At 71.4% G+C, this 26747-nt stretch carries 12 protein-coding genes (1 of these 12 only partly in view); 8 read left to right on the top strand and 4 right to left on the bottom strand.

Annotated elements, in window-relative coordinates; translation table 11 throughout:
• Positions 1–259: 259 nt before the first annotated feature.
• On the top strand, positions 260–4213 hold the full coding sequence (gene eccCa, locus OHA99_RS36655) for a type VII secretion protein EccCa (protein WP_405699154.1): 3954 nt from the start codon (positions 260–262) through the stop codon (positions 4211–4213).
• A 91-nt stretch (positions 4214–4304) separates the two neighbouring features.
• Here the strand turns inward: eccCa and OHA99_RS36650 are convergent, their stop codons facing one another.
• Positions 4305–4631 (bottom strand): WXG100 family type VII secretion target, encoded by a 327-nt coding sequence (locus tag OHA99_RS36650; RefSeq protein ID WP_319123576.1) that lies wholly within the window; start codon positions 4629–4631, stop codon positions 4305–4307.
• Positions 4632–4649: 18 nt separating this feature from the next.
• A complete protein-coding gene (locus tag OHA99_RS36645) occupies positions 4650–5063 on the bottom strand; it encodes a WXG100 family type VII secretion target (RefSeq protein WP_331727976.1) in 414 nt (137 codons plus the stop codon).
• Positions 5064–6140: 1077 nt separating this feature from the next.
• Between OHA99_RS36645 and OHA99_RS36640 the strand changes: the two genes are divergently transcribed.
• Positions 6141–7079 (top strand): LamG domain-containing protein, encoded by a 939-nt coding sequence (locus OHA99_RS36640; RefSeq protein ID WP_405699151.1) that lies wholly within the window; start codon positions 6141–6143, stop codon positions 7077–7079.
• 95 nt (positions 7080–7174) lie between these two features.
• Positions 7175–8584 carry an EsaB/YukD family protein gene (locus OHA99_RS36635; protein ID WP_331727970.1) on the top strand — a complete coding sequence of 470 codons (1410 nt, stop codon included), beginning with the start codon at positions 7175–7177 and terminating at the stop codon, positions 8582–8584.
• Positions 8585–8618: 34 nt separating this feature from the next.
• Here OHA99_RS36635 and OHA99_RS36630 read toward each other — a convergent pair whose 3' ends face one another.
• Positions 8619–9308 carry a DNA-binding response regulator gene (locus OHA99_RS36630; protein ID WP_405699148.1) on the bottom strand — a complete coding sequence of 230 codons (690 nt, stop codon included), beginning with the start codon at positions 9306–9308 and terminating at the stop codon, positions 8619–8621.
• 364 nt (positions 9309–9672) lie between these two features.
• Between OHA99_RS36630 and OHA99_RS36625 the strand changes: the two genes are divergently transcribed.
• Both OHA99_RS36625 and OHA99_RS36620 read left to right on the top strand, forming a co-directional pair.
• A complete protein-coding gene (locus OHA99_RS36625; RefSeq protein ID WP_319711493.1) occupies positions 9673–10464 on the top strand; it encodes a hypothetical protein in 792 nt (263 codons plus the stop codon).
• A gap of 37 nt (positions 10465–10501) precedes the next feature.
• Entirely contained in the window at positions 10502–13270 is a 2769-nt protein-coding gene (locus OHA99_RS36620; RefSeq protein WP_331727963.1) for a right-handed parallel beta-helix repeat-containing protein, read from the top strand.
• 40 nt (positions 13271–13310) lie between these two features.
• On the opposite strand, the gene OHA99_RS36615 is transcribed toward OHA99_RS36620, so the two are convergent.
• The gene (locus OHA99_RS36615; RefSeq protein WP_331727960.1) at positions 13311–13979 is read right to left on the bottom strand and encodes a hypothetical protein; all 669 of its coding nucleotides are present in this window, start codon (positions 13977–13979) and stop codon (positions 13311–13313) included.
• 242 nt (positions 13980–14221) lie between these two features.
• Between OHA99_RS36615 and OHA99_RS36610 the strand changes: the two genes are divergently transcribed.
• The 3 genes in view from OHA99_RS36610 to OHA99_RS36600 are tightly spaced (at most 26 nt apart) and all read left to right on the top strand, a layout consistent with a single transcriptional unit that may run on beyond the window.
• Positions 14222–16555: a WXG100 family type VII secretion target gene (locus OHA99_RS36610; protein ID WP_331727957.1), complete on the top strand. Its 2334-nt coding sequence runs from the start codon at positions 14222–14224 to the stop codon at positions 16553–16555.
• Positions 16556–16575: 20 nt separating this feature from the next.
• Positions 16576–17103 carry a WXG100 family type VII secretion target gene (locus OHA99_RS36605; protein WP_331727954.1) on the top strand — a complete coding sequence of 176 codons (528 nt, stop codon included), beginning with the start codon at positions 16576–16578 and terminating at the stop codon, positions 17101–17103.
• 26 nt (positions 17104–17129) lie between these two features.
• Positions 17130–26747 carry the 5' end (the start) of a hypothetical protein gene (locus OHA99_RS36600; RefSeq protein WP_331727951.1) on the top strand. It continues 20520 nt past the right edge of the window, so 9618 of the gene's 30138 nt are visible here — the first part of the coding sequence; it begins with the start codon at positions 17130–17132; its stop codon lies off the right edge, out of view.

The raw sequence follows: 26747 nt of genomic DNA, 5'->3' as shown, positions 1-26747 counted from the left end.
GGCTGAGTCTTCGGCTCCGGACCCGATTCCGCCGCGACGGCAGCGTCCCCTATCAGGGACCTGCTCTGCGCGCGAACGGGGGCTACCCGCAGTACGCGCGCTCTCCTAGCGTGTGACCGAGGAGCCGGTGTTCGCCTCGGCCGTCACCGCCGCCCCCGCCATGGCAGTACGCCGCGATCGACGAAGAGCGTTGATGTCTCGCATCGTTTTCCACCGCCCTGCCCGGATCCTGCCGCCTCAGCTCCCGACGGAGCCGGTCGTGCTGGCAGCGCCGCCCCAGCCGGTCGGCAAGGATCCGACCAACTGGCTCGTCATGATGATGCCTCTGCTGTCGAGCATCAGCATGGCCGCCTATCTGATGTCCGGCGGGCGGCGGACACTCATCCTGCTGGGCATCCTCTTCGTCGTGATGTCGATCGGTGTGACCTTCGGCATCCGGATGCAGATGCGCCGCAGCAACCGTACCCAGCGGCTGCGGGCACGCGAACGCTACATGACGCACCTCTCCGAGATTCGGGCCATGGCGCGTCAGGTGGCCGAGAACCAGCGGGCCGCCGCGGCCTTCACCCATCCCTCGCCCTACCGGCTGTGGTCCATCGCCGCACAACGCCGCCGGGTGTGGGAACGCCGGGTCGGGGACCCCGACTTCCTCAGCGTGTGCGTGGGTGTGGGTACGGCCTCGCTGTCCAGCCCGATCCGGCTGGCCACCCGCAACGACCCGACGGTGGAGTACGACCCGGATGCCAAGGCCGCGGCCGACCGGCTGATGAAGTCGATGTCCACCGTGGGCAACCAGCCGGCGGTGGTGGATCTGGCCCGCGCCGGTGTGGTCACCGTGCTCGGCCCGGCGGAGGTGGCCCGCGGCGTCGCGCGGGCCATGGTCTGCCAGGTCGGTGTACTGCACGCTCCCGACGACGTGGGCCTGGCGGTTGTCAGCGGCGACGGAGACTGGGAATGGGCGAAGTGGCTGCCGCACACCCATGAACCCGACGCCACGGGCCCGGCGGGCGTGGTGCCGCTGGTCGCGAAGGAATTCGACAACATCGCCGACCATCTGCGCACCGTGCTGGACCGAGTGGTGGAGCAGTCCATGGGCCGTCGGGGCCCGCTGGACCGGGACGCTCCGGACACTCGGCGGCGGCTCGTGGTGGTGATCGACGGCTACGACCCGAGGGCGGACTGGGCTCGCTCACCACTGCTGGCCGAACTGTTCGAGGTCGCCGGACCCCGCAGTGCCCTCAGTGTGGTCTGCGTGATCGAGCGGGAGAACAACGAACCAACCCGCGCCGACGTGCGGATCCGGGTCACCGGCAGCGGCGCCCTCACCGTCGAGGGACGGCAGGCCGCGCCGGGCGGAACCTCGGAGCATCAGGTCACCAACGTGCTGGCGGAGTTTCCTGAACCACTGCTGTGCGAGGCCACCGCACGGGAACTGGCGCCGCTGCGCCTGTCCGTCGAGGGTGAGGAGATCCTCGCCCAGGTCATGTCGCTGCCGCGCATGCTGGGCATCGGCGACCTGGACTCCTTCGACCCGGAGCAGCTGTGGACCGCTGCGGACGACGCCGACACGCTGCGCATCCCCATCGGGTTCGACGCGGAGGGGCAGCCGCTGCTCCTTGACATCAAGGAAGCGGCTCAGGGAGGTATGGGCCCGCACGGACTGGTCGTCGGTGCCACCGGTTCCGGCAAGAGCGAACTGCTGCGCACCCTGGTCACCGGGCTGGCCGCCACCCACTCTCCTGAGCAACTCAGCTTTGTTCTGGTGGACTTCAAGGGCGGCGCGACGTTCGCCGGCCTCACCGAGCTCCCGCACGTGGCCGGAATGATCACCAACCTCATCGGTGACCTGGCCCTCGTGGACCGGGTGCGCGACGCGCTGGAGGGCGAGCAGCAGCGGCGGCAGCGCGCCCTGCGCGACGCGGGCGACATCGACAACGTCCGCGAGTACCAACTGCGTCGCGCGGCCGGGCAGAAGGGGCCGGACGGGCGCCCGCTGCCGCCTCTTCCCTACCTGCTCGTCATCGTCGACGAGTTCGGTGAACTTCTGTCCAGCAGGCCCGAGTTCATCGAGCTGTTCGTGCAGATCGGCCGGGTCGGCCGCAGCCTGGGCATGCACCTGCTGCTGGCCACCCAGCGGCTGGAGGAAGGCAAGCTCCGCGGCCTCGACGCGAACCTGTCCTACCGGATCTGTCTGCGTACCTTCTCCGCGGCCGAGTCCCGGGTGGTCATCGGGACCCCGGACGCCTACAAACTTCCCCCGATCCCCGGCTCGGCGTATCTGAAGGTGACCGACGCGGTGTACGAGCGCTTCCGCGTCGCACACGTGTCGGGGCCCCACCAGTCGTCAGCGGAACTGACCGCGGGCGGTTCGGCCGCCGCCGACCCCGTGCCCTTCGGCCTCCGGGTGGCGCCCGACCCGGACGCGGGCCCGCGCGCGGAGCCCGAGCAGAAGGGCCCGAGTCCACTTCTGTCGGGCCCCTCCGAGATGCGGATCATCGCCGACCGTCTGGCCACCCTCACCCAGGCAGTGCACCAGGTGTGGCTGCCACCACTGCCCGCCGCGCTTTCGTTGGACGACCTGACCGGGCCCCTGGCCGACCACCCCGGCCGTGGTCTCACGGCCGAGTGGTGGCCCCACACCGGGCAGCTGCGCTTCCCCATCGGCGTGGTGGACATCCCGCTCCAGCAACGCCAGCAGCCACTGGTGCCGGACTTCGTGCAGGCGGGACACCTCCTGGTGGTCGGCGCACCGCAGTCGGGCAAGAGCACGATGCTGCGGACGCTGATGCTGTCGGCGATGCTCACCCACACGCCGGACGAGGCGCAGTTCGCCTGCCTGGACTTCGGCGGCGGCACACTGGCGGCCTTCGAACGCGGGCCGCACGTCAGCGGCGTGGCCGGACGGCATGATCTCGCCCAGGCGAGGCGCATCCTGGCCGAGATCCGGCAGCTCATCACGGAACGCGAGTTCGCCTTCCGGCACCACGGCATCGACTCGATGACCGAGTTCCGTAAGCGGCGCGCCGAGGGCGGGCTGCCCGAGGGGTTGCGTTCGGCCGACGTCTTCCTGCTGGTCGACAACTGGGGTGCGACGCGCGGTGAGATGGAGGACATCGACGCCGAGGTGCTGGACATCGCCAACCGCGGCCTGGGTGTGGGTGTGCATCTGGTGATGACCGCCAATCGCTGGGGCGACGTGCGGATGACACTTCGGGACAGCGTCTCCGGACGGTTGGAGCTGCGGCTCAACGATCCCTCGGAGTCCGAGGTGAACCGTGCGGCGGCGCGGGCACTGGGCGAGTTGCCGCCGGGCCGCGGCCTGGCCCCGCCGGGAGCCGTCTACCACGTGGCGCTGCCACGGCTGGACGGGACGGCCGGCATGGACGGACTGGCCGACGCACAGGCCGACGCCCTCGGCAAGCTCGCCGGCGCCTGGCAGGGCCGGGTCGCCCCACCGATCCGAATGCTGCCCGAACGGCTGACCGTGGCCGAACTCGACACGTCCGGGGCGCACCCGTCCTCCGGCGTTCCGGTCGGCGTCGCCGAGCACGATCTGCGCCCGGTCTATGTCAACCTCACCGAGAGCGACCCGCACTTCCTGGTGTACGGCGACTCGGGATCGGGCAAGACGGAGTTCCTGCGCACCTGGATGAGGGGACTGATGGCCCGGCGTTCGGCGTTCGAGATACGGTTCGTGGTCGTCGACTACCGGCGTTCGCTGCTCGGTGTGGTGCCGGACGAATACCTCGGCGCCTACGCCGGCGCTCCCGCCCCTGCGGCGGACTACGCCCGGGCCCTGGCGGACAAGCTTGCCGAGCGCATGCCGCCCTCGGACGTGACGGTGCAGCAGCTCAAGGACCGCAGTTGGTGGGAAGGGCCCGAACTCATCCTGGTGGTGGACGACTTCGACCTCGTGTCCAACGCTCGGCCCTCGCCGCTGGCACCGCTGGTCGACTACCTGCCCCAGGCCAGGGAGCTGGGGTTCCATGTGGTGGCGGCCCGCCGAGTCGCCGGGCTGCAACGGGGCCAGATGTCCGAGACGATGCTGAACCGGGTCCGCGAGATGGGCACGGACGGGCTGGTGCTCTCCGGAGACCGTCGCGAGGGCGTGGTGCTCGGCGACGTGCGCGCCCGCAGGCTTCCGCCCGGCCGTGGTGTGCTGGTACGCCGCAACGCCCCGAACGCCCTGGTCCAGCTGGCCCTCGAACAGTGACGCCACGACCCCGGCCCCGCGGCTCCACGTGAGAACGCCGGCCCCGCCGTCGACGGCGGGGACCGGTGTCCACCTTCGGGCCGGAGAACGGTCAGTGACGCCAGGTCGCCACGTTGGACCACTCGGCGTCGGAGTAGTTGCCCCAGTTGACGTTCATGGCGTGGGCGATCCGCCCCAGCACTCCGTCGGGACCGAACAGACCGTTCGCGGCGATGTCCCACTCATTCTGCATGTCCTGGTAGTACGTCGCCGCCTGGCTCTCGCTCCACTCGGCCTGGAGCGGGCCGAGCTTGCCCTTGAGCAGGTGGAGCTCTTCCGCCATCGTGCCGGCCATGGCGTTGATCGCGTTGCCGGCCCCGCTCAGACCTTCGTTGACGTAGATGGACGAACCGCTGGCGACCGCATCGAATTCGGGCATGGATCTGGCCTTTCTGAATCAGTCGAAGTTCGTGCCGGTCGAAGGACGCGGAATGTCCTCTCCGAGCGCTTCGAGGTTGTGCAGGTTCTGCTGTTCAGACTCGACGTAGTTCACGTAGGTGCCCCGCAGGCCGCCGGCGATGCCGGTCAGGGCGTTGTGCAGCATGTCCGAGTAGATGCGGTAGTCCTGCATGAGGATGTTGAACTGCTGCTGGGCGATGCCGCCCCACACCTGCTCGAGGGACGTGACGAACACCATGAGCTCGGCCAGCTGCCCGCGGATCTGCTCGGCCGTGTTCACCGTGTCGGAGGCGGCCTGGGCCACGTACTCGGGGGAGACCCGGTAGTTCACACCGCCCACGTTGGTAAACCCGTCGGGCTGTCCGCCGATCGGCGCGTAGTCGACCTTCGGGTAGTCGGCCGGCGTCGTCATGCCGCACCTCCGGTGTCCGGTGAGATGGTGCTGAGCAGTGGCATCTGCAGGATCACGTCTCCAGGTCCCTTCCGGTTGTGTTCCGCCGCCAACCACGTTGTCGAGCGGGCGGGAGAATCCGCACACGTGGGCAGGCCCGGGAGGAACCTGGCCGGGCGCGCTCTGCTTCGGGGCCGGCATGCGTGCGAATGTGGAACGGCGCGCTTCACCGCGGACCGCGGGAACGGCGAACCGGGGCGGCACGGCCCGGTGGGGCGGTGTCGCGGGGCCCGGTCCGCGCGCAGGCGGCCACTGGCCCAGGCCCTGCACGGCCGGTGCCGGTACCACCGTAGCCGCAAGGCGAGCGAAACGGCAGCCGGTCCCACGTTCCTGACGCGGGGTCGTCCTCGGGACATGGCGCCCGCAACCTTCGTGCCGGAGGCGACCGGTATTCTCCACGAACTGACGCGGCCCACCGACGTGTTGAATCGACGCCGCCCTACGTCCCATGTGTCGCCCGAACCGAGAGCAGACGGTGTGTACCGGCCGGTCGGGGCGATTTCCGCAACCAGTTTCCCCATCAGTTACCAGGAGGCAGACGTGGCACGAACACAGCCGGACGATCCGGGTGAAGCCGGTACGGACGGCGCCGACGTCCGGGATCCGGTGCTGCCCGGGCCGGACGCTCCCAGGCCCCCCCGGCCCGGGTCACCGGGCCGCGGCTCGCTCCGGCGACGCCAGTGGTCGCCGCAGCCTGCCGACGGCACTGCGGACGGGGGGTCCCGCGCCGAGCGGGAAGGCGGTGAACCCGAGGCCGGAAGCCCGGTCGACGGCAGCAGCGGGATCGGCGGCATGGTACGGGCCGATGTCATAGGCGGTGGTGACGGTGAATCCACCGGTGCCGGCTCGGCCGGCACCGCCCCTGAGGCCGACGGCACGGCGGAGGCCGGCCGTACCGGGAGCACGCCCGGGACCGGCGAGGACCGCGACGACGGTGACAGGAGTGCGCCACGGACCGCGGCGTCGGTGGGCGCCGGCCGCCCCGGATCCACAAGCGCCGGTGACCGGCCCGGGCGCCGGCGCCGCCTGCTGCCGGCCATGAGCACGTCCGTCCTCACCGCTGTCTGGGTCCTGCTGATCGGCGCTCTCATCGCTGTCGCCTCCACCGTGAACTGGCACGCCGAGAAGCCCGCGCGCGCCTCGCACGAGGAGCAGGTGACCGGCCCATCGGCAAGCGCCTCTCCGGGGCCCACCGTGCAGGGGGACCTGGATTCCGCCGAACGCGTCACGGCGAAGCCGTCGAAGAAGTCCGCGCCGCCCGCCCCGCCGCGGCGGGCGGCGCAACCTCCCGTCATGCAGGCGCCGCCGCCTGCCAAGACGCCGCCGCCCCGCCGGCCGGAGAAGCCGGCCGGACCGGTCCCGGTCTCCTCGTGGAAGCTGGGCTCCGGTCGCCAGGACCTGGGCGCGGACGAGCAGAACGCCAACCCCCTGCTCCTGCAGAACGTGACGAAGGGATCGGGCCACGGCGGCTCCGCCGTGTTCAACGGCAGGGACAGCCAGGCCTACACCGGCGGACCGGTACTCGACACCAGGGCCGGCAGCAGCTTCACCATCTCGGCCTGGGTCTACCTGAACAAGACCGGCGCCCTGTACACGGCGGTCAGCCAGGACAGCGTCAACAACAGTTCCTTCTACCTGGAGTACTCCGAGGAGGAGCACCGCTGGGCCTTCGCCCGGGTCCTGACCGACAAGGTCGGCGCCAAACCGGTACGGGCCGTGTCCGCGGACGCGCCGGAACTCAACACCTGGACGCATCTCGTGGGCGTGTTCGACGCGGCCAGCAACCGGGTCCTGCTCTACGTGAACGGCCGACACGAGGGAACCACCTACGACCCCTCCCCCTACGGCAGCAACGGGCCCTTGGTGATCGGCCGGGCCAAGGCCGCCGGCGGTTACGCCAACTGGTGGCCCGGCCAGATCAACGACGTCGCCGCCTACCCGGTGGCTCTCACCGAGGCGCAGGTCAAGGCGCTGTGACTGCCCGGTGACCCCAGAACGGGGTACTGGCGTCCGCACCCGGGGGTCGGAACAATCCGGGAAGGCATCGAGTGCGGACCCGAGGACGCGTCACCGTGGATGAAGACTGCCGGATCACCGTCGTGGGCGGGCGGCGCCAAGTGGATCTGGCACTGCCCGTACACGCGTCGATCACGACGTACGCCGGCACTCTCGCCGATCTGTGCGGTGAACGCATCACCGGTCATTCCATGCCTCCGGCATGGTCGTTGGGACCGCCAGTCGGTGAGCCCTTCGCCCCGGAGCGGACGCTCTTCGAACTGGGCGTCGTCGACGGGCAGATCCTGCACCTGCGCGACGTCGTCGCCGACGAGTTCGAGGAACCCGCCGTCCACGACGTAACCGAAGAGGTCGAGGAGGTCACCGAGGGGCTCTTCGAACGGCTGTGGAACCCCCGGGCCCGTGTCCTTGCCGTCATGCTGACGGGACTCGGCTGGCTGGTCGCGCTCCTGGTGGTGCTACAGGTCCGCGGACAGCTCAGCACCGTCGTGCGCACCGAGGTATCGGCCTTGGCCGGTGTCGTCCTGGCAGCGCTGGCCTGGGTCGCCGGCGAGCGGAAGTGGCCGGTTCCCCGGCCGCTGCGTGAGGCCCTCGGGCTCGCAGCCGTGCCGCTCATGGCCCTGGCGGGATGGGCGCCGGGCGCCGGGCTCTGGGCGGAGGGGACGGGCGGAGCGGCCGGCCACGCCTCCCGCGGCGGCTTCGGCGTCGCCGGCCTGGCCGTGGGCGCGCTGGCCGGGGCGCTGCTGGCCCAGGTGGCCGTGTCGGGTGTGACCACCGCGGTCGTACTGGCGGCCGTGGCGGCCGCGGCTGTCGCGGCGGCCTTCGTCGCCGTGATCGGCGCGGACGGGACACAGGCCGCCGCCGTCGTGGCGGTGACCGCGTTCGTGCTTCTGACGCTCGCACCACCGTGGGTGAGCCGTCTGGTGGCCTTCTCCTGCCGTAGGGCCGAGGCTCGCCGGGACCCCGAGGAGGAGCGTGACGACGAGGGTGTGCTGGCCGCGGCGGTACGCACCGCGACCACCGCACTGGTCGTGTGGACCTGTGTACTCTCCGCGGTGCTCGTGGCCGCCCTGGTTCCGCTGGCGGCGTCCGATTCGGTGTCCGCCGCGGCGCTCGCCGGATGTCTCTCACTGGCGCTGCTGCTGCGGGCCGGAGGTGCCCGTCTGGCGGCCGAGGTGGTACCCGCTGGAGTGGCGGGTGCTGTCGGGTTGTTCACACTGGCGCTCGTCGGGGGCGACCGGTCCGGCCCGGCCGAGTGGACCGCTCCGGCCGGCGTCGGGCTCGCGGCTGCGGCTCTCCTGGCCTACGGATTCCGTCACCTGATGCGGCGCGTCGAGGTGCCGCCCCGGCCACGTTCCCGGTGGCTCGGCACCGTGTCCTCGCTGCTGGCCGGTACCGCCGTGGGCCTGGCCGTGGCGGTCTTCGGAGTCTACGGATGGTTCATCGAACTCGGGCAGCGGCTGTGACAGGGCACCAACGACGTGCCACGGGGAAGAGCCCTCACTCCGCCGTCGGAACGCGGAGCGGAGGATGACCGTTCCCGTTCACGACCGGCAATCGGAGGCTCCCAGGATCCGGACGCGTTCCGAGAGTGTCCGGTTCGCGCTGCAGCAGGCCGAGTTCTATGGCCTTGCGGGTCAGATCGGCCTTGTTTCCCACGGCGAGTTTGCTCCTGATGCGCTTGACGTACGTGTTGACCGTGGCCTCGGTCAGAGACATCCGGCGGGCGATCTGACCGTGTGTGAGACCCGCGGCGATCCAGCGCAGGGTCTCCAGCTCCCTGCGGGCGAGCAACGGGGGCGCGGCACCGTCGCGGGCACGGAGCTCGGTGTGCAGGAGAGTGGCGAGCACCGGCGAGATGTGGATGCCGCCCCCGGCCACCGTGGCAACGGCGCCGAGCACTTCGTCGTCCGCGGCACGGCCCGGCAGACAACCGTGTGCCCCGGCGCGCAGCACCGCGGTCACCCCGTCGCGGCCGACGAGATCGTCGAGCACCAGCACGCGTCCGTGCCGCGCCAGCGTGGCAACGGTGCCCGCGACGGACTCGTGCCGGTGGTCCGAGACCCGACCCGTCACGATGACGTCGGGGCGCACGTCGGGCGCCAGGGTCCACTGGTGCGGCGCCGCGAAGACGGCGAGAACTTCCGTCTCGGAACAAGCGGAAAGCAAGCTTTCCAGTCCGCGGCGCACGAGACTGTGGCACCCGACGACGACGACCTGCGGAACATGAGACATGACTCTCCTGCGACTCAGCTGCTGGGATGGGTGGTTGGCGGTGCCGACACGGTCCGGGCCGAAGGGGCACCAACCCGTCCATGGGCCGAACGTACCCGCGGTCACAGCAGTGGGCGACCAAGGCGCGTGAAGAGTGGTGCTGGCGCTACGCGGAAGGTACAGCCGCCTGGCGGGCGACAGGCACACACGCCCGGATGCCCTCCCGGGCCCACTCGGTCGCCCATGGAAGACCCCAGGGGGACGCAGGAGAAACAACGAGTAGATCCGAAGCGTCGTACCCCATCGCCGCCGGCCCATTGAGGAGAAGAGCCGCCCGACCATGATCGAAGAAGACTGGAAGGGGTTCGCCACCGCCTTCGACCGCGCGGTGCGCCCCAGCGGCGACGCCGGCCGTTCGAGTCGGCGGATCCTGGTGATCGGTTGTGCGATGACGATCGCCGCCGCCATCGCCGCCCTGATCAACGGTGTGCTGGGCGGCCCCGCCGTCGCCACGCCGGACGAGGTCGAAGCCCGCACCGAAGCCACCACAGCGCCCACCGGCGGCGGGGTGGGCGCGGGCGGTGAGTGGACGGCCGTCGCCGGACCGTCCTGCGCCTCCGAAGGAGGCGGTTCCTTCACCGCGTACGGGTACTACACGGGAACCAACAGCGACCAGACGACCGGCTGGACCTCCCAGGCCCGCGGTGGCTACAGCGGTGGCAGTTGCACCGGCGGCTACCTCTCCATGCCGGTGTCGGGCGACAAGACCTCGTACGACGACTCCCGCTTCGCACTGTGGAAGTTCGACTTCAGCCGGAGCCTCACCAGCGCGTCGTGCAGGCTGGACACCTATGTGCCGAAGGACAGTCGGCGCGATCGTGTCGGCGGCGATCCCGCGTACTACTACTACTACCAGTCCGACTTCGCGTACGGCTCCAACGATCAGCCGCTCGACGGCTACCGGGTGGCGCAGGTCTCCGAACAGGGCCACTGGGTCAGGAGCCCCGCGTTCAAGGTCCGCACCGGACGCGTGACGGTCAAGCTGGTCAACGCGGGCGCGAAGGACACCGCCGCCACGCGTGACGCGCATGTCGCCGTGGCCCAGGTGAAGATCACCTGTCATGCCGTATGAGTCTCCCGGAGGAAGCGGTGGTGAGGCGGGCCGGCGGATGAACGGAGCACTGCGGGTCGCTCCGCGCGGCTGGGGCACCTACCGCTCCGTCGTGGCGGCCGTGCGTGCGGCCGGCCCCGGCGCGACGGTCTCCGTTCAACCGGGCACGTACGCGGAGAACATCGTCCTGGACCAGGGCGTCCGGCTCGTGGCGGAGAAGGGCCCCGGCACGGTGCGGATCGTCGGCGGTCGCGCCGCGGCAGTCACCGTGCGCGGCGAGGCCGGACTCCACGACCTCGTGATCGAGGGCGGTGGCGGCGAACCCGCCGTGCTCGTCACCGCCGGCGGGGCGCTCGTCGAGGGCTGCGAGATCACCGGCGGCCGGGTGCACGTCACCGGGACGGCCGCACCGGTGCTGCGCGACTGCAGGGTCCACCACGCCGGAGAGGTCGGTGTCTACCTGGCCGGTGACAGCACCGCGTCCCTGGAACGGTGCCGGATCACCGACATCGACTCGGCCGGTGTCTTCGTCGACCACGGTGCCGCACCCGTCGTCACGGGAACATCGGTGTCCAGGACGGGTGGACACGGCATCCGGATCACCGGGTCGGCCCGCGGTTCCTTCGAGGGGTGCGAGGTCACGCACACCGCCGCGGCGTCCGTCGCCGTGGACGCCTCCGCCCAGCCCCTGCTGCGCGACTGCCGGTTCGGGGACAGCGCCGCGGCCGGCGTCGTCGTCACCGGTGAGGCGGGGGCGCCGCACGGCGGCGCCGTCCCACGGAGCACCGAGTCCGCGGCCCCCGCAGACCCGGGCGTCGACGAGGAGGACTCCTCGGCCGGCGGCGAGTACGCGGGCGGCGGTGAGTCCGGCGTCATCCTGCACGGTTGCGAGATCACCCGCATCGCCCATGACGGCGTCCATGTGACCTCCCGGGCCGTGGTGTCCCTCGTCGGGTGCCGGATCAGTGACGTACGCGCGGTCGGCGTCCTCGTGAGCGGCGCCGCCCGGCTGCGCGTGGAGGACACGACCGTCACCGACGCCGCGGGAACCGGTCTCGCGGTGGGCGACGACGCACGGGTGGACGTGCGGCGCGGTACCTTCCTCCGCCTCGGGGCCAACGGCGTCTACGCCGCCGACGACGCGCGGCTCGACCTCAGCGGCTCCTCGATCGACGAGACCGCGTACAGCGCGGTGCACGCCTGCGGCACCAGTCGCGTCAAGGTCCGCTCCTGCCGGGTGAACGGCGCCCGGGAGGACGGGCTGCGCATCGCCGCCCACGCCCTGGTGAGCGTGGCCGACACCACCGTCGCGGGCGCCGGTCTCGCCGGCCTGGCGGTCGACGGCGGCGACATGACGGCGGTCGGATGCCGGATCTCCCGGAGCGGCACGGGCATCAGCCTCGACACCGGGCACCGTCCGCTGGTGCGCGACTGCGAGGTGAGCGACTGCACCGGCTCCGGCATCGACATCGCCGCGCACACCGTCGCGCTCGTCGCCGACAGCCGGATCACGGGTGTCGGCGGCACCGGTGTCCATGTCCGCGAGGGCGCCGCGCCCTGGATCACGGACACCTCGGTCACGGACGTCCAGGGCTCCGGCATGGTCGTCCAGAAACTCGCCGAGCCCCGGGTCCGGGGCCTGTCCGTGGCGCGCACCGGCAAGAACGGTCTGTTCCTCGCGGACGGGGCCGCCGGCCGTTTCGAGTACTGCGACATGGGTGAGGCCGGATTCCCCGCGCTCTACGTCGGTGCCGGAGCGGAACCGCTGCTGCGCGGCTGCCTGATCCACGACACCGACGAGGGGCTCAGGCGGGCCGACGACGCCCGGCCGGTTCTGGAGGCGTGCCGGTCCGTGAACGTCAGGAGCGGCGATCTGCCCGAGGAGGCACAGGGCGACGCCCCGGTGGGCGCGGGCCTGCCGGTCCCGGTTGCCGGGGCCGGCCCCGGTGACGGCACCGCGGGCGCGGCCCTGGAGCCGCAGCGGAAGGGCGGCCCGAGGGAAGTGAAAGCGGAGAGTCTCAACGACGTGCTGGAGGAACTGCACGGCCTGGTCGGACTCGAGGGCGTCAAGCAGGACGTCAAGACCGTGGTCAAGGTCATGCAGATGGTCCGTCGGCGTACCGAGGCGGGCCTGGCCTCTCCGCCGCTGAGCCGGCACCTCGTGTTCGCGGGCAACAGCGGCACCGGCAAGACCACGGTCGCCCGGCTCTACGGCCGTATCCTCGCGGCCCTCGGGCTCCTGTCCCGCGGCCATCTCGTCGAGGCCGACCGCGCCATGCTGGTCGGTGAGTACGTGGGTCACACAGCGCCCAAGACGACGGCCGTGTTCCGCCGGGCGCACGGAGGTGTGCTGTTCATCGACGAGGCGTACTCGCTCACGCCCTCCGGACAGGGTGCGGACTTCGGCAGGGAGGCCCTGGCGACTCTGGTCAAGCTGATGGAGGACCACCGGGACGACGTGGTCGTCATCGTCGCCGGCTATCCCGACGAGATGGAGCGGTTCGTCGACGCCAACCCGGGTCTCGCCTCCCGGTTCACCCGGACGCTGGTCTTCGAGGACTACGCCGGCGCCGAACTGGTGCGCATCGTGGAGTGGCACGCGAGGCAGCACCAGTACGAGTTGCCCGGTGACACCCAGGAGGCGCTCGCCGCCTACTTCGACACGTTGGTGCGCGACGACCGGTTCGGCAACGGCCGCACCGCCCGGCAGACCTTCCAGCGGATGACCGAGAACCATGCCAAGCGGGTCGTGGACCTCTCCGCGAGCACGACCGACGACGACCTGGTGACGCTGCTGCCCCAGGACCTGCCCGCGCTGCCGGGCTGAACCGGGGTTCGTGACACAGCGAACCCCGGCCGCCCGCGGATCAGCCGCCGGGACCGGCGGTCATGGCCGAGTTCCGGTCCAGCGTGGCGTAGAGCTGGCCGGCGTTGTTCAGCAGCGCGTTGAACGCGCCCATCGCCTCGATCGCACCGGCCACGGAGTTCAGCAGGTTCTTCATCTGCGGGACGACCGAGTCGGCGAACTGCTGAGCACTCTCGTTGTACTTGTCGGGCTCCCACTTGGGCCCGTCCCGGCCGAGCTCGTTCGCCGCCTTGCCGTGGCCGCCCGAGACCCACTTCCCCACGTTCTCGCCGAACAGGCCGTCCGCCGCCGCGGCCCTCAGGACGTGGGCTTTCAACTCGTCGTAGCCGTGAATGGCGGTCCCGGTCGCGTCCAGGCACTTCTGCTCGGCCGCCCGCAGCGACGAGAGCGACACGGAGAACCTGCCGTACTGCATCTCCTCGCTGCCGCCGTCACCGCCACTGCGGTCCCCGGGAACCAGGTGTGGTGCTTCGGTGTACGCCATCGACAAGGTGGGGACGTTGCCGCTGACCGGTGGCTTGCTGTCCTCGCCCGAGGGCTTTTCCTCGTGGGGGCCGACTCCGTAGATCTCTTCGTACTTGTCACCGGCATCCTTCTGGTTGTCGTCCGACGGGTCGACCGTCGGCCTCCAGGGGTGCGCCTGGTACTGCGACTTCTCGGGATCGGTCATCCACGGACCACTTTCTGCACGTCGCCCACCCTCTCCGGGCCCGGTGATGTGCCTGCCCGCCACGCCGGTGGGGCCTGTCACGATGCTGACACTTCCACTGATTGTGGCGAATCCGCGCACGGACTTCGAAGTCCCCTTTCCTGGACGTCCCCAGCGCCCGAACTGGGCCTGGTGGCGCGGAAGACGCGTTCATAGGGTGCTGTGGGCCACTGACGAACGCTGAAACTGGACGGGAGTTCTCCGTGACGGAACCGGCACCGGAAGACACCGACGTCCAGTATGCGGTGGACGACGAGCCACTGGCCGGCCGCCCGACCAGCGACGGCGGCTTCCTGTCCGACGACGGCCGCACCCATGTCACGCCGGATGGCAGGACCGAGCATGGCGTCACCGCACCCGACGGGACCTTCCTCGTCAACGGCCTGATCCGGCTGATCGACGGACGACAGGTCTACGGCACCCAGCTCGACGACGGATCCTTCCTCTCCCAGGACGGCACCATCCTCGTCACCCCCGACGGCACCGTCCAACACGGGATCACCGCCCCCGACGGCTCCTTCCTCCCCAACGGCCAAACCCGCGACATCGACGGACAACACGTCTACGGCACCAAACTCGACGACGGATCCTTCCTCTCCCAAGACGGCACCACCCTCATCACCCCCGACGGCACCGTCCAACACGGGATCACCGCCCCCGACGGCTCCTTCCTCCCCAACGGCCAAACCCGCGACATCGACGGACAACACGTCTACGGCACCAAACTCGACGACGGATCCTTCCTCTCCCAAGACGGCACCACCCTCATCACCCCCGACGGCACCGTCCAACACGGGATCACCGCCCCCGACGGCTCCTTCCTCCCCAACGGCCAAACCCGCGACATCGACGGACAACACGTCTACGGCACCAAACTCGACGACGGATCCTTCCTCTCCCAAGACGGCACCACCCTCATCACCCCCAACGGCACCACCCAACACGGCCGCACCACCCCCGACGGCCACTTCCAAACCCAACACAACATCAACGGCCACCCCACCTGGGGCACCCCCACCAACAACGGCGGCTTCCTCACCGAAGACGGCACCACCTACGTCGACCCCACCGGGAAAACCACCCACGGCCTCACCGCCCCCGACGGCACCTTCCTCCCCAACGGCCAAACCCGCGACATCGACGGACAACACGTCTACGGCACCAAACTCGACGACGGATCCTTCCTCTCCCAAGACGGCACCACCCTCATCACCCCCAACGGCACCACCCAACACGGCCGCACCACCCCCGACGGCCACTTCCAAACCCAACACAACATCAACGGCCACCCCACCTGGGGCACCCCCACCAACAACGGCGGCTTCCTCACCGAAGACGGCACCACCTACGTCGACCCCACCGGGAAAACCACCCACGGCCTCACCGCCCCCGACGGCACCTTCCTCCCCAACGGCCAAACCCGCGACATCGACGGACAACACGTCTACGGCACCAAACTCGACGACGGATCCTTCCTCTCCCAAGACGGCACCACCCTCATCACCCCCAACGGCACCACCCAACACGGCCGCACCACCCCCGACGGCCACTTCCAAACCCAACACAACATCAACGGCCACCCCACCTGGGGCACCCCCACCAACAACGGCGGCTTCCTCACCGAAGACGGCACCACCTACGTCGACCCCACCGGGAAAACCACCCACGGCCTCACCGCCCCCGACGGCACCTTCCTCCCCAACGGCCAAACCCGCGACATCGACGGACAACACGTCTACGGCACCCAACTCGACGACGGATCCTTCCTCTCCCAAGACGGCACCACCCTCATCACCCCCGACGGCACCACCCAACACGGCCGCACCACCCCCGACGGCCACTTCCAAACCCAACACAACATCAACGGCCACCCCACCTGGGGCACCCCCACCAACAACGGCGGCTTCCTCACCGAAGACGGCAAGACATACGTAGATCCATCCGGGAAGGTCGAGCACGGGATCAGCGCCCCGGACGGCACCTTCATCCCGGGCGGCACCACCCGCACGCTGCCGGACGGCACGGTCGTCTACGGCTCGATGGCGGGCGACGACTTCTTCTCCAGCGACGGACACACCCTGGTACTGGACGACGGCACCGTCCTGCACGGCTCCACGGACAAGAACACCGGGATCTTCACCGGGGACCACGGCAACTACTACTTCGTCGGCGAGAACGGAGCCCAGCAGGGCACGCCGCAGGACGACGGCTCACTGCTGCTGAACGACGGCTCAAGGGTGATGACTCCGTATTCCTGGATGGTCGATCTCCAGGAAATGGCGGGCGCCATCCTCAAGGTCCGTTCCCGTGCCGAGGCGATCGAGGGACACGTCGACGCGATCTCCTCCCAGTACTCGAACGTCCGGCACGACTGGTCCTCCCCCGCCGGGACGACCTTCGACGAGGTGTCGACGCAGGCGGAGAAGGCCATGAGCAAGCTGGGACATCTGCTCACCGACATGCTGGAGCGCATGCAGATCACCCACGACAACTACGAGCGCACTGAACTCGCCAACGTCAACAACGTCACCGAATAGCGGATCGGAGAAACCCCGCCATGGCGCTGCCCGGCAACTGGGACTCGGCCACCATCGCCGTGAACCCATGGGTCCTCCATTCCTCGGCCAAGGCAGTGGTCAAGTCGCTCGAGGACGTCCTGACCGAACTCAACACGATCATGACGGTGTTGGGAGAGCTCAAGCTGTCCTGGACGGGTGACTCCGCCACGCTGGCCGAGCAGTACAACGAGCGTTGGAACAAGGCGATGAAGGAGCTCTACGGCACCAAGGAAGACCCTTCCACCGGCATCCTCAACGTGCTCGCGTCGGGACTGGGCAGTGCCGCCGTGAACTACAGCCGGGGTGAGCGTTCGGTCTCGGACATGTTCGTCCGGTTCGAGGCGAGCCTGCAGGGCGTCTCCCTCGACGGACTTCCTCCGGACGCAGACCTCGAGGAGGAGCTGGAGGACGCGAAGCGGCCCGAACCGACACCGTCCGACCCCACGAAGGCGCCACCGGAGGTCGATGTCACCGATGTCGTGACCGACGGCAACTGGCACACGACATCGGTCAACGAGAAGTTCTGAGCGACGGCCCGAGGCTGGACTGACTAGTGTCTTCTGAAGACTTCCAGGACGAGACCTGGGACCCCAACCCGGTCTACGAACTGGGCAACGCCTGGATCGCGTTCGGGGACCTGCTGGACGAGCAGCTGGCCGCGATGTCCAGCGCGGACTTCAACATGTCCGACTGGTCCGGAGACGCGAAGCGCGCCATGTCGTCGTCGCTGATCAACGGCCTCGAGCCAGTGGTCTTCGAGATCGTCGAGCAGTGCTGGAACATGGGCGAGTCCATCAACTACTACGCCCTGTTGCGTACCCAGCAGCAGCTGTCGCAGGACAAGGAGTCGCTGGCGACGATTCTCGCCGCTGTCTTCGGTCTGCTCCTCGGCGTCGTCTTCTCCTTCGCGGGCGAGATCATCGGGCTGCTCGGCCAGGCCGTGGCGGCCATCGTCTCCGTCGTCGGCAGGGTCGGCGCGGTCATCGCCAACCTCGCCCGGTTCGTCCCCCAGGTGGTGGCAGACCTCGCTTCGAGCCTCGGCAGTGTCACGGTGCCGACGGCGCTCCGCGGGATCGGCACCTTCGCGGTCAACGCCCGCAACACGATCGCCAACTACGGCACCTACGCCGCGAACGCCGGCCGGTCGGCCTATCAGAACCGGTGGTTCAAGTACCCGGTCGAGACGGCCAAGTTCGGCACCGAGTTCGTCGCCATCGGCGCGGCCACCACTGCGGCGGCCAACGGCGCCGCGGGCGTCCACACGGACTGGAGCAAGTGGACTCCTGTTCCCACGACCAAGGAAGGATGGCTGGAGTTCGTCGCGTTCGGGGCCGTGCTGGGACCGATCGGCGTGCTCGCCAACAAGGGCATCAAGAGCGCTCTGCCCAAACCGACGTCCAAAAACGGCGGCGTGAATGTGCCCAAGGTCGAGACCCCGAGCGTCGGTCTCCCCTCGGTCGCCCCGCGTCCGACGGGCTCCGGATCCGCCTCGGGCTCCGGCGGAACGATCGCCCGCGGCGGCCCGGAGGGCCACACGGTCGCTCCCGCCGGCCTGAGGGGCGGAAGGCCGTCCCCCTCCACCGTCGCACCGCCGGTGAAGATCGTCACCAGTTCCCGGCAGGGGACCCCCGAAACGTCCGGCGGCAACCGGCCTACGACCGGGGCGGGCGGCCCCGGCAGCCCACGGTTCCCCCTGCTGAACCGGAGCGCGTCGGAGCCCGGTTCACCGGTCCGCCTGCCGCCGGAGGTCACCCAGGGTTCCCCGAGCTCTCCTGTCGTGCAGCCGCCCCGGTCCGTGCCGAGACTGCCCGAGTACGGCACCACGGGTCCGGCCGTTTCCCGGCAGGCCTCATTCTCCGAGCCGCCGGTGTCACCGCCCCGCCCGGGGGAGCCGGTGGGCACCCCTACGTCACCGCCGACTCCGCGGACGGTGGAGCCCGGTACACGTACTCCGCAGTCTCCGACTTCTCCGGTGTCCCCGGTGTCCCCGGTCCGGCCGGGCGAGGCGGCACCGGGCACCGGGACGCCGGTCTCACCCGTGACACCGGTCAGGTCGGGCGAGTCCGTGGGTCCACACGGCGCTCCGCCGGTCTCCCGCTCCGGCGAACCGGTCACCTCCCACAACACACCACCCACCACCCGCCCCGGCGAACCCGTCACGGGGCAGCCGCAGCGGCCGGTGCAGCCGTCGCGCGCAGGCGCGCCCGACGCACCGCACATGCCGTCCGGGCAGACGCGCCCCCTGTTCGAGCCGGAACCCGTGAACGGCGAGCCCGTGCCCGGTACCCGTGCGACGGGCCCGCTGCCCTCTGGTGAACCGGTACGGCCTCAGGTTCCCGGATCCGCTCGCATCACCCAGACGCCGCACTCGCCCCGGATCGACACCACGGCTCTCGACCCGGTCGCGCACCGCGGCGGCACCGGGGCCCCCGTCGATCCCGTGGCCGGCCGTACGGCGCCACCGGGCCGTGTGCCGGAGGAGGCGGGGCACGCCCCCGACAGTCACGGTGCCTCGCGGAACGCGGCGGACCCCCGGACGACGACGGTCCCCGAGCCGTCGCACTCCACGCGGTCGGGGTCGTCCGACGTGTCCTCGTCCGGTCGCGGAAGCGGCTCGGCGCCCCGGCCCGAGCAGGGGACGCATCACCAGGTCCGTACACCGTCGGAGGCCGACCGCACCCCGCCGTCCGACCCGGCACGCAGCACCACGAGGTCCACGGCCGGCCGGGCGGAGCAAGAACCGTCCGGTACTCCGCGCGGGTCCCACGCCCAGCGGTCGCCGGCCGGTGAGAGCGGCGGCACCACGGGTACCGCAGGCCGCGGTGTGCCGCAGGACCCGCCGCGGGCACCGGGCACGTCCCACTCCGCCCCGGGCACCAGAAACGTCGAGCCGGTGCCGCACGGCCGAACGGCGCAGTCGGCGGCCGTGCCGGACGCGGTGCCACGGCCGTCGGACGCCGCCCGTTCCGGGTCCCGCCCCGGTGAACGGAACATCACGTCCGTCGCGCCGGACCCCGTCCGGACACATTCCGGCGAAGCGGTGGGCGACCGGGTCGTCTCCCTCTCCCAGTCGGCGTCGGACCACGTGGCTCCGGCTCCCGAGCGGACCCGCGCGTCCCTGGACCGGGAGGCGGGATCCAGCGGCCACGGTGTCTCACGGCCCGAGACACCGCGGCCGGCGGAGCGGACCGCGTCCGAGCCCACCGGGCCGGCGGAGGCCGGTGGACCGACTCGACCCGGCGGCTCCCCCGAGCCGGACGTGCGTACGTCCGGGCACCACGACCGGTCGTCGGGTCGGAACGTCACCGGGTCCGAACCGGACGGCTTTGTCTACGACCGTGAGGCCGCGGGTCCCCGCGAGGCTTGGGAGGCGTCCGTGCGCGACCTCTCCGACCAGGCCGTCACCAGGCTCGAGCACGAGCAGTTCCTGTTCCAGGAGCGTGCGCGCACGGGCGACGAGGTGTGGCAGGCCCATCAGGAACACCGCCTCACCGGCCCCACCGCCCGCGACGGCGGCGTCATTCCGGACGTGGAGGCACGGGTCCGCGACGCCGGTGTCCAAGGCGAGCTGGTCGACCCGGTGGTCGAGGCCTCCCGCGCGGCGCAGAAGGAGTACCGCGAGACGCCGTCGTCCGAGCCTCTCGAGGTCGAGGGCGGCACGTCCTCCCAGACCGTCCACGGCAGCTCCCTTCCGTCACTGCTGGCGGGGAAGCTGGAGCCTCTCCTGGCCGGCGGAGACCACCCGTTCTCGCCTGCCGAGCTGGCCCAGAAGATCTTCGGCGCGGACGAGCACGTCCTCCTGCCCGAGAAGTGGGCCCGGGACGCCGCCGTGCCGCAGGACCTCGTCTCCTCCGTCGCCGACGGCTACCGGACGGCGGCCCGCGAGGAGGCTTACGGCTCCCAGGGGCTGGGACCGGACGGTCTCACCCCCGGACGGACGGTCCCGCTCCCGTCGGACACCGTTCCGTCGGCCGGCCGGCTGACCGAGGCCATCGACGGCCGACTGGGCTCCCGCACGGACACACCTCCGGCCCGCGACCTGGCCGACCGCATGATCCGTGCCGCCGAAAGGGACCGGGCGGACCGGACCCAGCCGGTGTTCGCCGCGGTCAAGCAGCGCTTCGACGCCCGGCTGGAGACCCTGCACGAGTCCCATCGGAACGGCACGACCAGCCGCGAGCAGCTGAACGCGCGGACCGACGAACTGGTCGCCGGAATCAGGGACGAGTTCGTCCTCGAGACCGAGGTACGCGCGGTACGCGACACCGCCGCACGGGATTTCGACCGTGCCCTGGCCGATCCTGCGGGCCGCAACACCGTGGAGCACCTTTTCGGCCGGCGCGCGCTGTCACCCGCCGACGAGGCTCGGATCAGGGCGGAGTTCCTGGACGAGATCACGGCCGGTGTGCACGAGGCCGCCTCGCGCGCGAAGATGGACGGCGGGCCGGTGAGCGCGCGGGCCTGGAGCGAGTTCGCCGCCGAGGCTCGGGAGACGTCCCTGGCCCAACGGGCCGGCCTCCAGACCCGGCTGGAGCTGGCGGAGAACGCGACCCGTTCCTTCGACGCCCTGGCGCAGTCCAGGGGTCTGGAACGCGGCACAGCCGACCTGGAGACCCTGCGCGGGGACTTCCTGAAGGAGTACGCCGAGGTCACCGGGTCCCTTCCCGACGGCCGGACGGTGCGCGACCTCCCGCACGGCGAGTGGGCCAGGAACGCCCACAAGCTGGACGGCCCCCTGCGGGGCCTGGAGGAACGCTGGGGGGCACGGCTGGACGCGAAGGCGACCGAGGACCGGCTGACGTCGGCCGCACGCGACGCCAACGAACGCGAGTGGATCGAGAACGCCGCCTCGGAGTTCGGCGGCCGGACCGAAGTGCGCGACGGGGTGCTGGAGCGGCATCTGACCGATCTGCGGCAGGAGGCCGCGGCGATCACCGGCACGCGTTCGCTGAAGGACCTGACTCGCGCGGACTGGGAGTCGTACTCCGCCCGGCTGACCAAGTCCCACGACGCGTTGCTGGCCAAGCTGCCCGGGCGTTACGACCTGGAGGCCGGTCTGGAGCGGGTGTTCGCTCAGGCCGACGGCCGGGTACGCGACATCACGGGGAACGAGTTGCGGGCCACCGACCGACGGGTGGCCGACGAGTTCCGCACCGCCCTGGGCGAGGCGTACCGGGACCGGATCGGGCTGCCCGACAGGCCCAACCAGGACGGGCTGTCCCGCAGGGGCTGGTGGGAGCCCGCGGAACTGGCCGCGCGGGAGGCGGACTTCCGTACCGCGAGCTTCGAACCTTACGCGCGCACGTTGGAACACCGGCTGGCCTTCGAGGCCGATCTGCATGTCTCGCTGGAGGGCGCGGCCGAGCGTTTCCACACGCTGAGCAGCAGTGCCGATCCGCACTCCGGGCGGGCCGTGCGGACGTACCGGACGACCGAGGGCGCGCTGGACCGGCTGGGCATGGAGTTCCGTGCCGACTGGGCGACGGAGTTCCACCGGATCCACGGCCCCGCCGGGCGGGACGTGGCCGCCTGGCTGACACGCGAGCACCTGGACGGGAACGTCTTCGCCACCGGCCGCAGGGCGCACTGGGAGGCGCTCCGGGCCGAGTCGGACGCGGCCCGCAAGGCCGTCGAGCTGGCCGAGCACCGGGCGGCCATGGACCAGTGGCGTACCGGGCTGCGGCGCGGCTTCTCCGATTTCCTGCTGCGGGAGGACGTGCTGCGTGACTTCGACCGCAGGGTCACCGCCGATCTGAAGTCCCTCACGTCTCCCGAAACGAGGACCGCGTACCAGGCGTTCGGCCAGGACCTGCGCGCCCAGTTGCAACGGAGTTGGGACGAAACGGGCGGCGCGGGCGGTGTTCACGCCCGCCGGGCAGCGGTCGACGACGTCCGGGACCGTCTGGACACGATGAACGACGCCGCGCTGCGCCAGGAGAGCGAGTACCGGACGTGGCGGGACCACCCGGAGTGGACGGTGGACCTTCAGCAACAGCAGGTCGTCCGGGTTCCCTTCCGGCCGTCCGAGGCGCTGCCGTCGTGGGCGACGCCGGAGGGGCCCGGCGGTGGTCCCGGGCACACGGTCGGCACCGAACCCGTCACCGGTGCCGTACGCGAGTCCGCGCCCGGCCGGACGGCCGGTTCCGCCCCCACCACCGGCACGCGCGACGCCGCGCTTCTCGCCGAGTCCGGGGCGGCCCGCGCGCTGGAGCAGCTGCGAGCCGGTGTCGAGGCGCGGGAGGCGGCCTACGTCCGTTTCGACGAGCGCCTCGACGGCTTCCCCGCGTCCGCCGGCCACTCGCCGGCCGTCCTGGCGGACCGGGACTGGTTCGCGCGGGAGTGGTCCCGGGCATCGGCGGCCGGGCGGGAACGGCTCGACGTGGAGCTCGACCGGCGGCTGGCCCTGCACGAGGCCGCCGCCGTGGCGCACACGGTGTTCGACGAGACCTTCCCCGTCGGCTCGCACCTGGCCGATCCGCGCCAAGCCGCAGCCCTCACCGCGCTGCGTGACGAGTTCGGCCGGGCCGTAGCCGACCGCGCCCTGGTGACCGACGAGAACCCCGGCGCGCACGCCACGGCCGCCCACGGCGTGGTCCTGGAGTACGCCCAGGACATGGTGGGCGGGTTCCGGGACCGCCATGCACAGGTGGTCGCCGACGGGAGGCTGCGGGAGTACGCCCACCGGGCCTTCGAGCGGGCGCTCGCCACCGCCCCCGAACGGCGCTTCGACGTGAGTCTGGAGCAGGGAGATCCCTCCTGGGGTGCCGGCGGCGAACGCCATTGGTACGAGCGGCAGTTGCAGACACTGCGGCAGGAGTACACACAGGACTGGATCGCCTCCGCACAGGCCCCCGACCCGCAGGTGGTCCGCGGCCGTCTGGACAGCGGCGCGCGGCAGGCGGCCCGTGGGCTGATCACGCGTGCGCCCATGGCGGCGGCACTGCTCCACGGCGCCGAGACGGCCGTGCAGGCGCGGATCCCGGCCGCCTGGCCGCAGCCCGTAGTGTCCTGGTTCCGCGACGCCGCACAGGAGATCGTCCAGGCCTCCGCCCAGCAGCTGACCGAGGTGCCGGATGCCGCCCGTGGCCCGGTCGCGGCGGACCTGCTCGCCCGGCTCGACGCGCTTCAGGACGTCGGGCACGCCCGGGCCCTCGCGCACCAGTCATTCGACCGGGCCGTCGCCGGACAACCCGTCTCCGCGGCGACCGTCACGCACCAGGCGACCACCGGCTGGGTGGGCCGGCGCCTCGAGGAGGTGCGGGAGGAATACGTCCGCGCCCACCTGGCCGCCCATCCTCATGTGCGTGGACAGCAGACCGAGGTGGACACCACGGAGTCCGCGCCGGCCCCGGACTCCGTAAGTCCGCTCGTGCGCGCGCCCTCGTATGCCGACGCCGGCGACTGGCGCGCCCACGCCTGGGAGTCCGCGCAGCTCACCCTGCACCGCGAGTACGACGCCGTCCTCGCCCGGCACGCCGCCAACCGGTCCGCGCTCTCGGCGGACCGGTCCGTCGCCCGTACCGGAGACCCGGCCGGGCGGACGACGACACAGTCCATCGGCGAGGCCGACCGGCGGGCCTTCGACGACGTCTTCGACGCCTGGAGCGACGCGGTCGCCCGCAGGAAGTCCGCGCCGCCCGTCGAACAGGTCCGCGCGCGGGTCCTGGCCCCGTACGTGCGGGACGTCCTCGCCGGCCGGGACCGCGTGAGCGCCCTCGCGGCGCTGCGCGACGGGTTGCGCCTGGAAACCGCGCGCCACCACGCCCTGCGCCGCGGCACGGTGGCCTTCGACCGGGCCTTCGGGGCCTGGGCCGAGGGCACGCACGAGTCCGGCACCACCACGCCGCCGTACCGCGCGACCGAAGAGCTGCTCGCCCAGGTCGAGGACCGCGCGCGCCAGGAGTTCCAGGACAGGCTCTCCCGGTCGGTGCGCCACGTCCTCGGCGACGGCGCAGACCTGGACGACGGTCTGAAGCCGGTGTTCGACCGCGCGATGCCCGCTCTCCGTGAACTCACCGACGCCCTGCCGGAGCGGTTCGGCCTGCTCGCCTCGTACACCGAGGAGACACAGCGCGTCGGTGAGCTGCTGGTGCGCAGGGCCGGCACGGTCGGCGACGAGATCACCGCCCGGGCCTCGGTACGGACGGGCACCGAGGCGGCGGCCGGCACCGTACCGTCGTCCCTGCTCTCCGCGGAGAGCCGCGCCCTGCTGGAGCACTTCGGCGTGCATGTCGCCGCACTGTCCCCGTGGGGGCGCGACGCCGTCCTGGAGCAGATCCGCACGCGGCTCGAGGGGACCTTCACCGACATCTTCGGCCGCGAGTCCGGCATGCCCGGTTCTACCCCGTCGGTCCGGCTCGCCCGCTGGCACACGGAGGTCCGCCGGCAGCTCTCGGAACTCGCCGGTCACCTCGCCGTCCAGGCCGCCCGTGAGGCCGCCGCGCGCCGGACCGCCGACGACGCGGAACGGGCGGAGGAGTCCTGGCTGACCGATCCGCCGGAACAGGCCATCGAGTTCCTGCGCCGGTTCGGCACCGAACCCGGTGAGCAGCCGCAGACCCTGACCCGGCACGGCACGCCCCACCGGGCCGAGACCGACACCGCCGACGCCCTGTTCACCCAGGTCTTCGGCATGCCGGGGACCACCGCGCTGAACCTGACCGAGAAGCTCGTCCGGTGGGAGCGCCGGTACGCGGCGACACTCGGCGACACCGAGCGGCTGAACGCCCGCAAAGCCGCGCGGGCGGCACGCCACACGGTCGAGTCCGGGGCCGACCGGCTCTTCGACGAGGAGCTCGCCGCCTGGCAGGCGGAACACTCCGGCCGGCCCCTCACCGAGGCGGGCGTCGCCAGGGCGCGTGCGGGGCTGCGCGAGCGGGCCCTGAGTGCCTACGACGCCTTGTTCCCGGACTCGGCGACCAGCCTGGACGACCTGACCGGGAACCTCGCGCGATGGGAGCGACGGCTCGCCTCGCTCGCCCGGGACCTGCCCGCCCACCTCTCCTTCGAGGCCGAGGCGTCAGCGGCCCTGCACGGTGCCGGAGCCTCCTTCGCCACCCTGGCCGACGCCCACGGGCTCTTGCTCGGTGACACCACCGGGCCGGAGCACGACAAGCTGGAGCACACCGCCGAACGCTTCCGCCAGGACTGGTACGAGGCATACCGGGTGCTGTGGGCACCGAAGGACCTCTCCCGCACCTGGGCGGACCAGGAAGCGTACGGCGCCGACGCGTTCGGGGCCGCGCTGGCCGACGCGGGGCGGAACGCCGCCCGCAGCCGGTCGGTCACGCTCCACGACCCCGCCCCCGCCCGCCGGTCGTCGTCCGGGTCGATCACCACGACCAACCTCCTCGAACCCGACGTCGCGGACCTGCCGGACCGAGCACTCTCCGGGAAGCCGCTGCCCACATTGGCCACGCTGGAGGCGTTGCCGGACGACGCGCTCGACGCACTGGCGAACGACGCGGCGCTGGCGGACCGGCTGCGGCGGGCACTTGCTCCCCAGGAGTACGCCCGGGTCGTGGCGGCGCTGATCGTGCGGGTGCCGGCCGGGGTGACGCGGCCCGGGGCCGCACGCGAGGCCGCGCAGCGGCAGGTCGCGCGTCTGCTGCAGAACCCCGAGGTCGCGACGCGGCTGCTGAACGCGGGGTCACGCGTGATCGTGATACCGAAGAACACGCCGCTGACGTCACTGGAGCCGTTCCTCGACCTGGCGGGGCAACTGCGCCCCGACGGTACGGCGTGGGACGAGACCCGCGGCGCGGCCGGGCGGGTCGCGGCCGTCGGCGAGGAGAACCTCCTCGGGGAAACCTCGTCGGTCGTCCCGGACGAGGCTCTCCAGGCGGACGGCTATTCGCTGACCGTTCACGAGGTCGCCCACCTGGTGTACGAGATCGGGCTGGACGAGCAGGACCGGGACCTGATCCGGCAGGCCTACCAGGACACACTCCGCGCCGCGCAGCGGGCGGAGGAGGCGGCGTCCAGGGGGGGCAGGCCGAGAAAGCCGAAGAAGGGCCTGGCCTTCCCCGACGGGGACTGGCATCGCCTGGACTCCCAGTGGAAGCCGGTGGGCGACAGCAACTACTCCAGCAGGGACCCGTGGGAGTTCTTCGCTCAGATCGTCTTGACCTACCTGGACTCCAACAAGGGCCGGGACCCCTACACGGGACTG

Origin of the sequence: Streptomyces coelicoflavus, from assembly GCF_045041415.1 — a bacterium.
GTDB lineage: Bacteria > Actinomycetota > Actinomycetes > Streptomycetales > Streptomycetaceae > Streptomyces > Streptomyces coelicoflavus.
The sequence above is the reverse complement of the archived record's forward strand: the minus strand, read 5'-3'. Positions and strand labels throughout refer to the sequence as shown.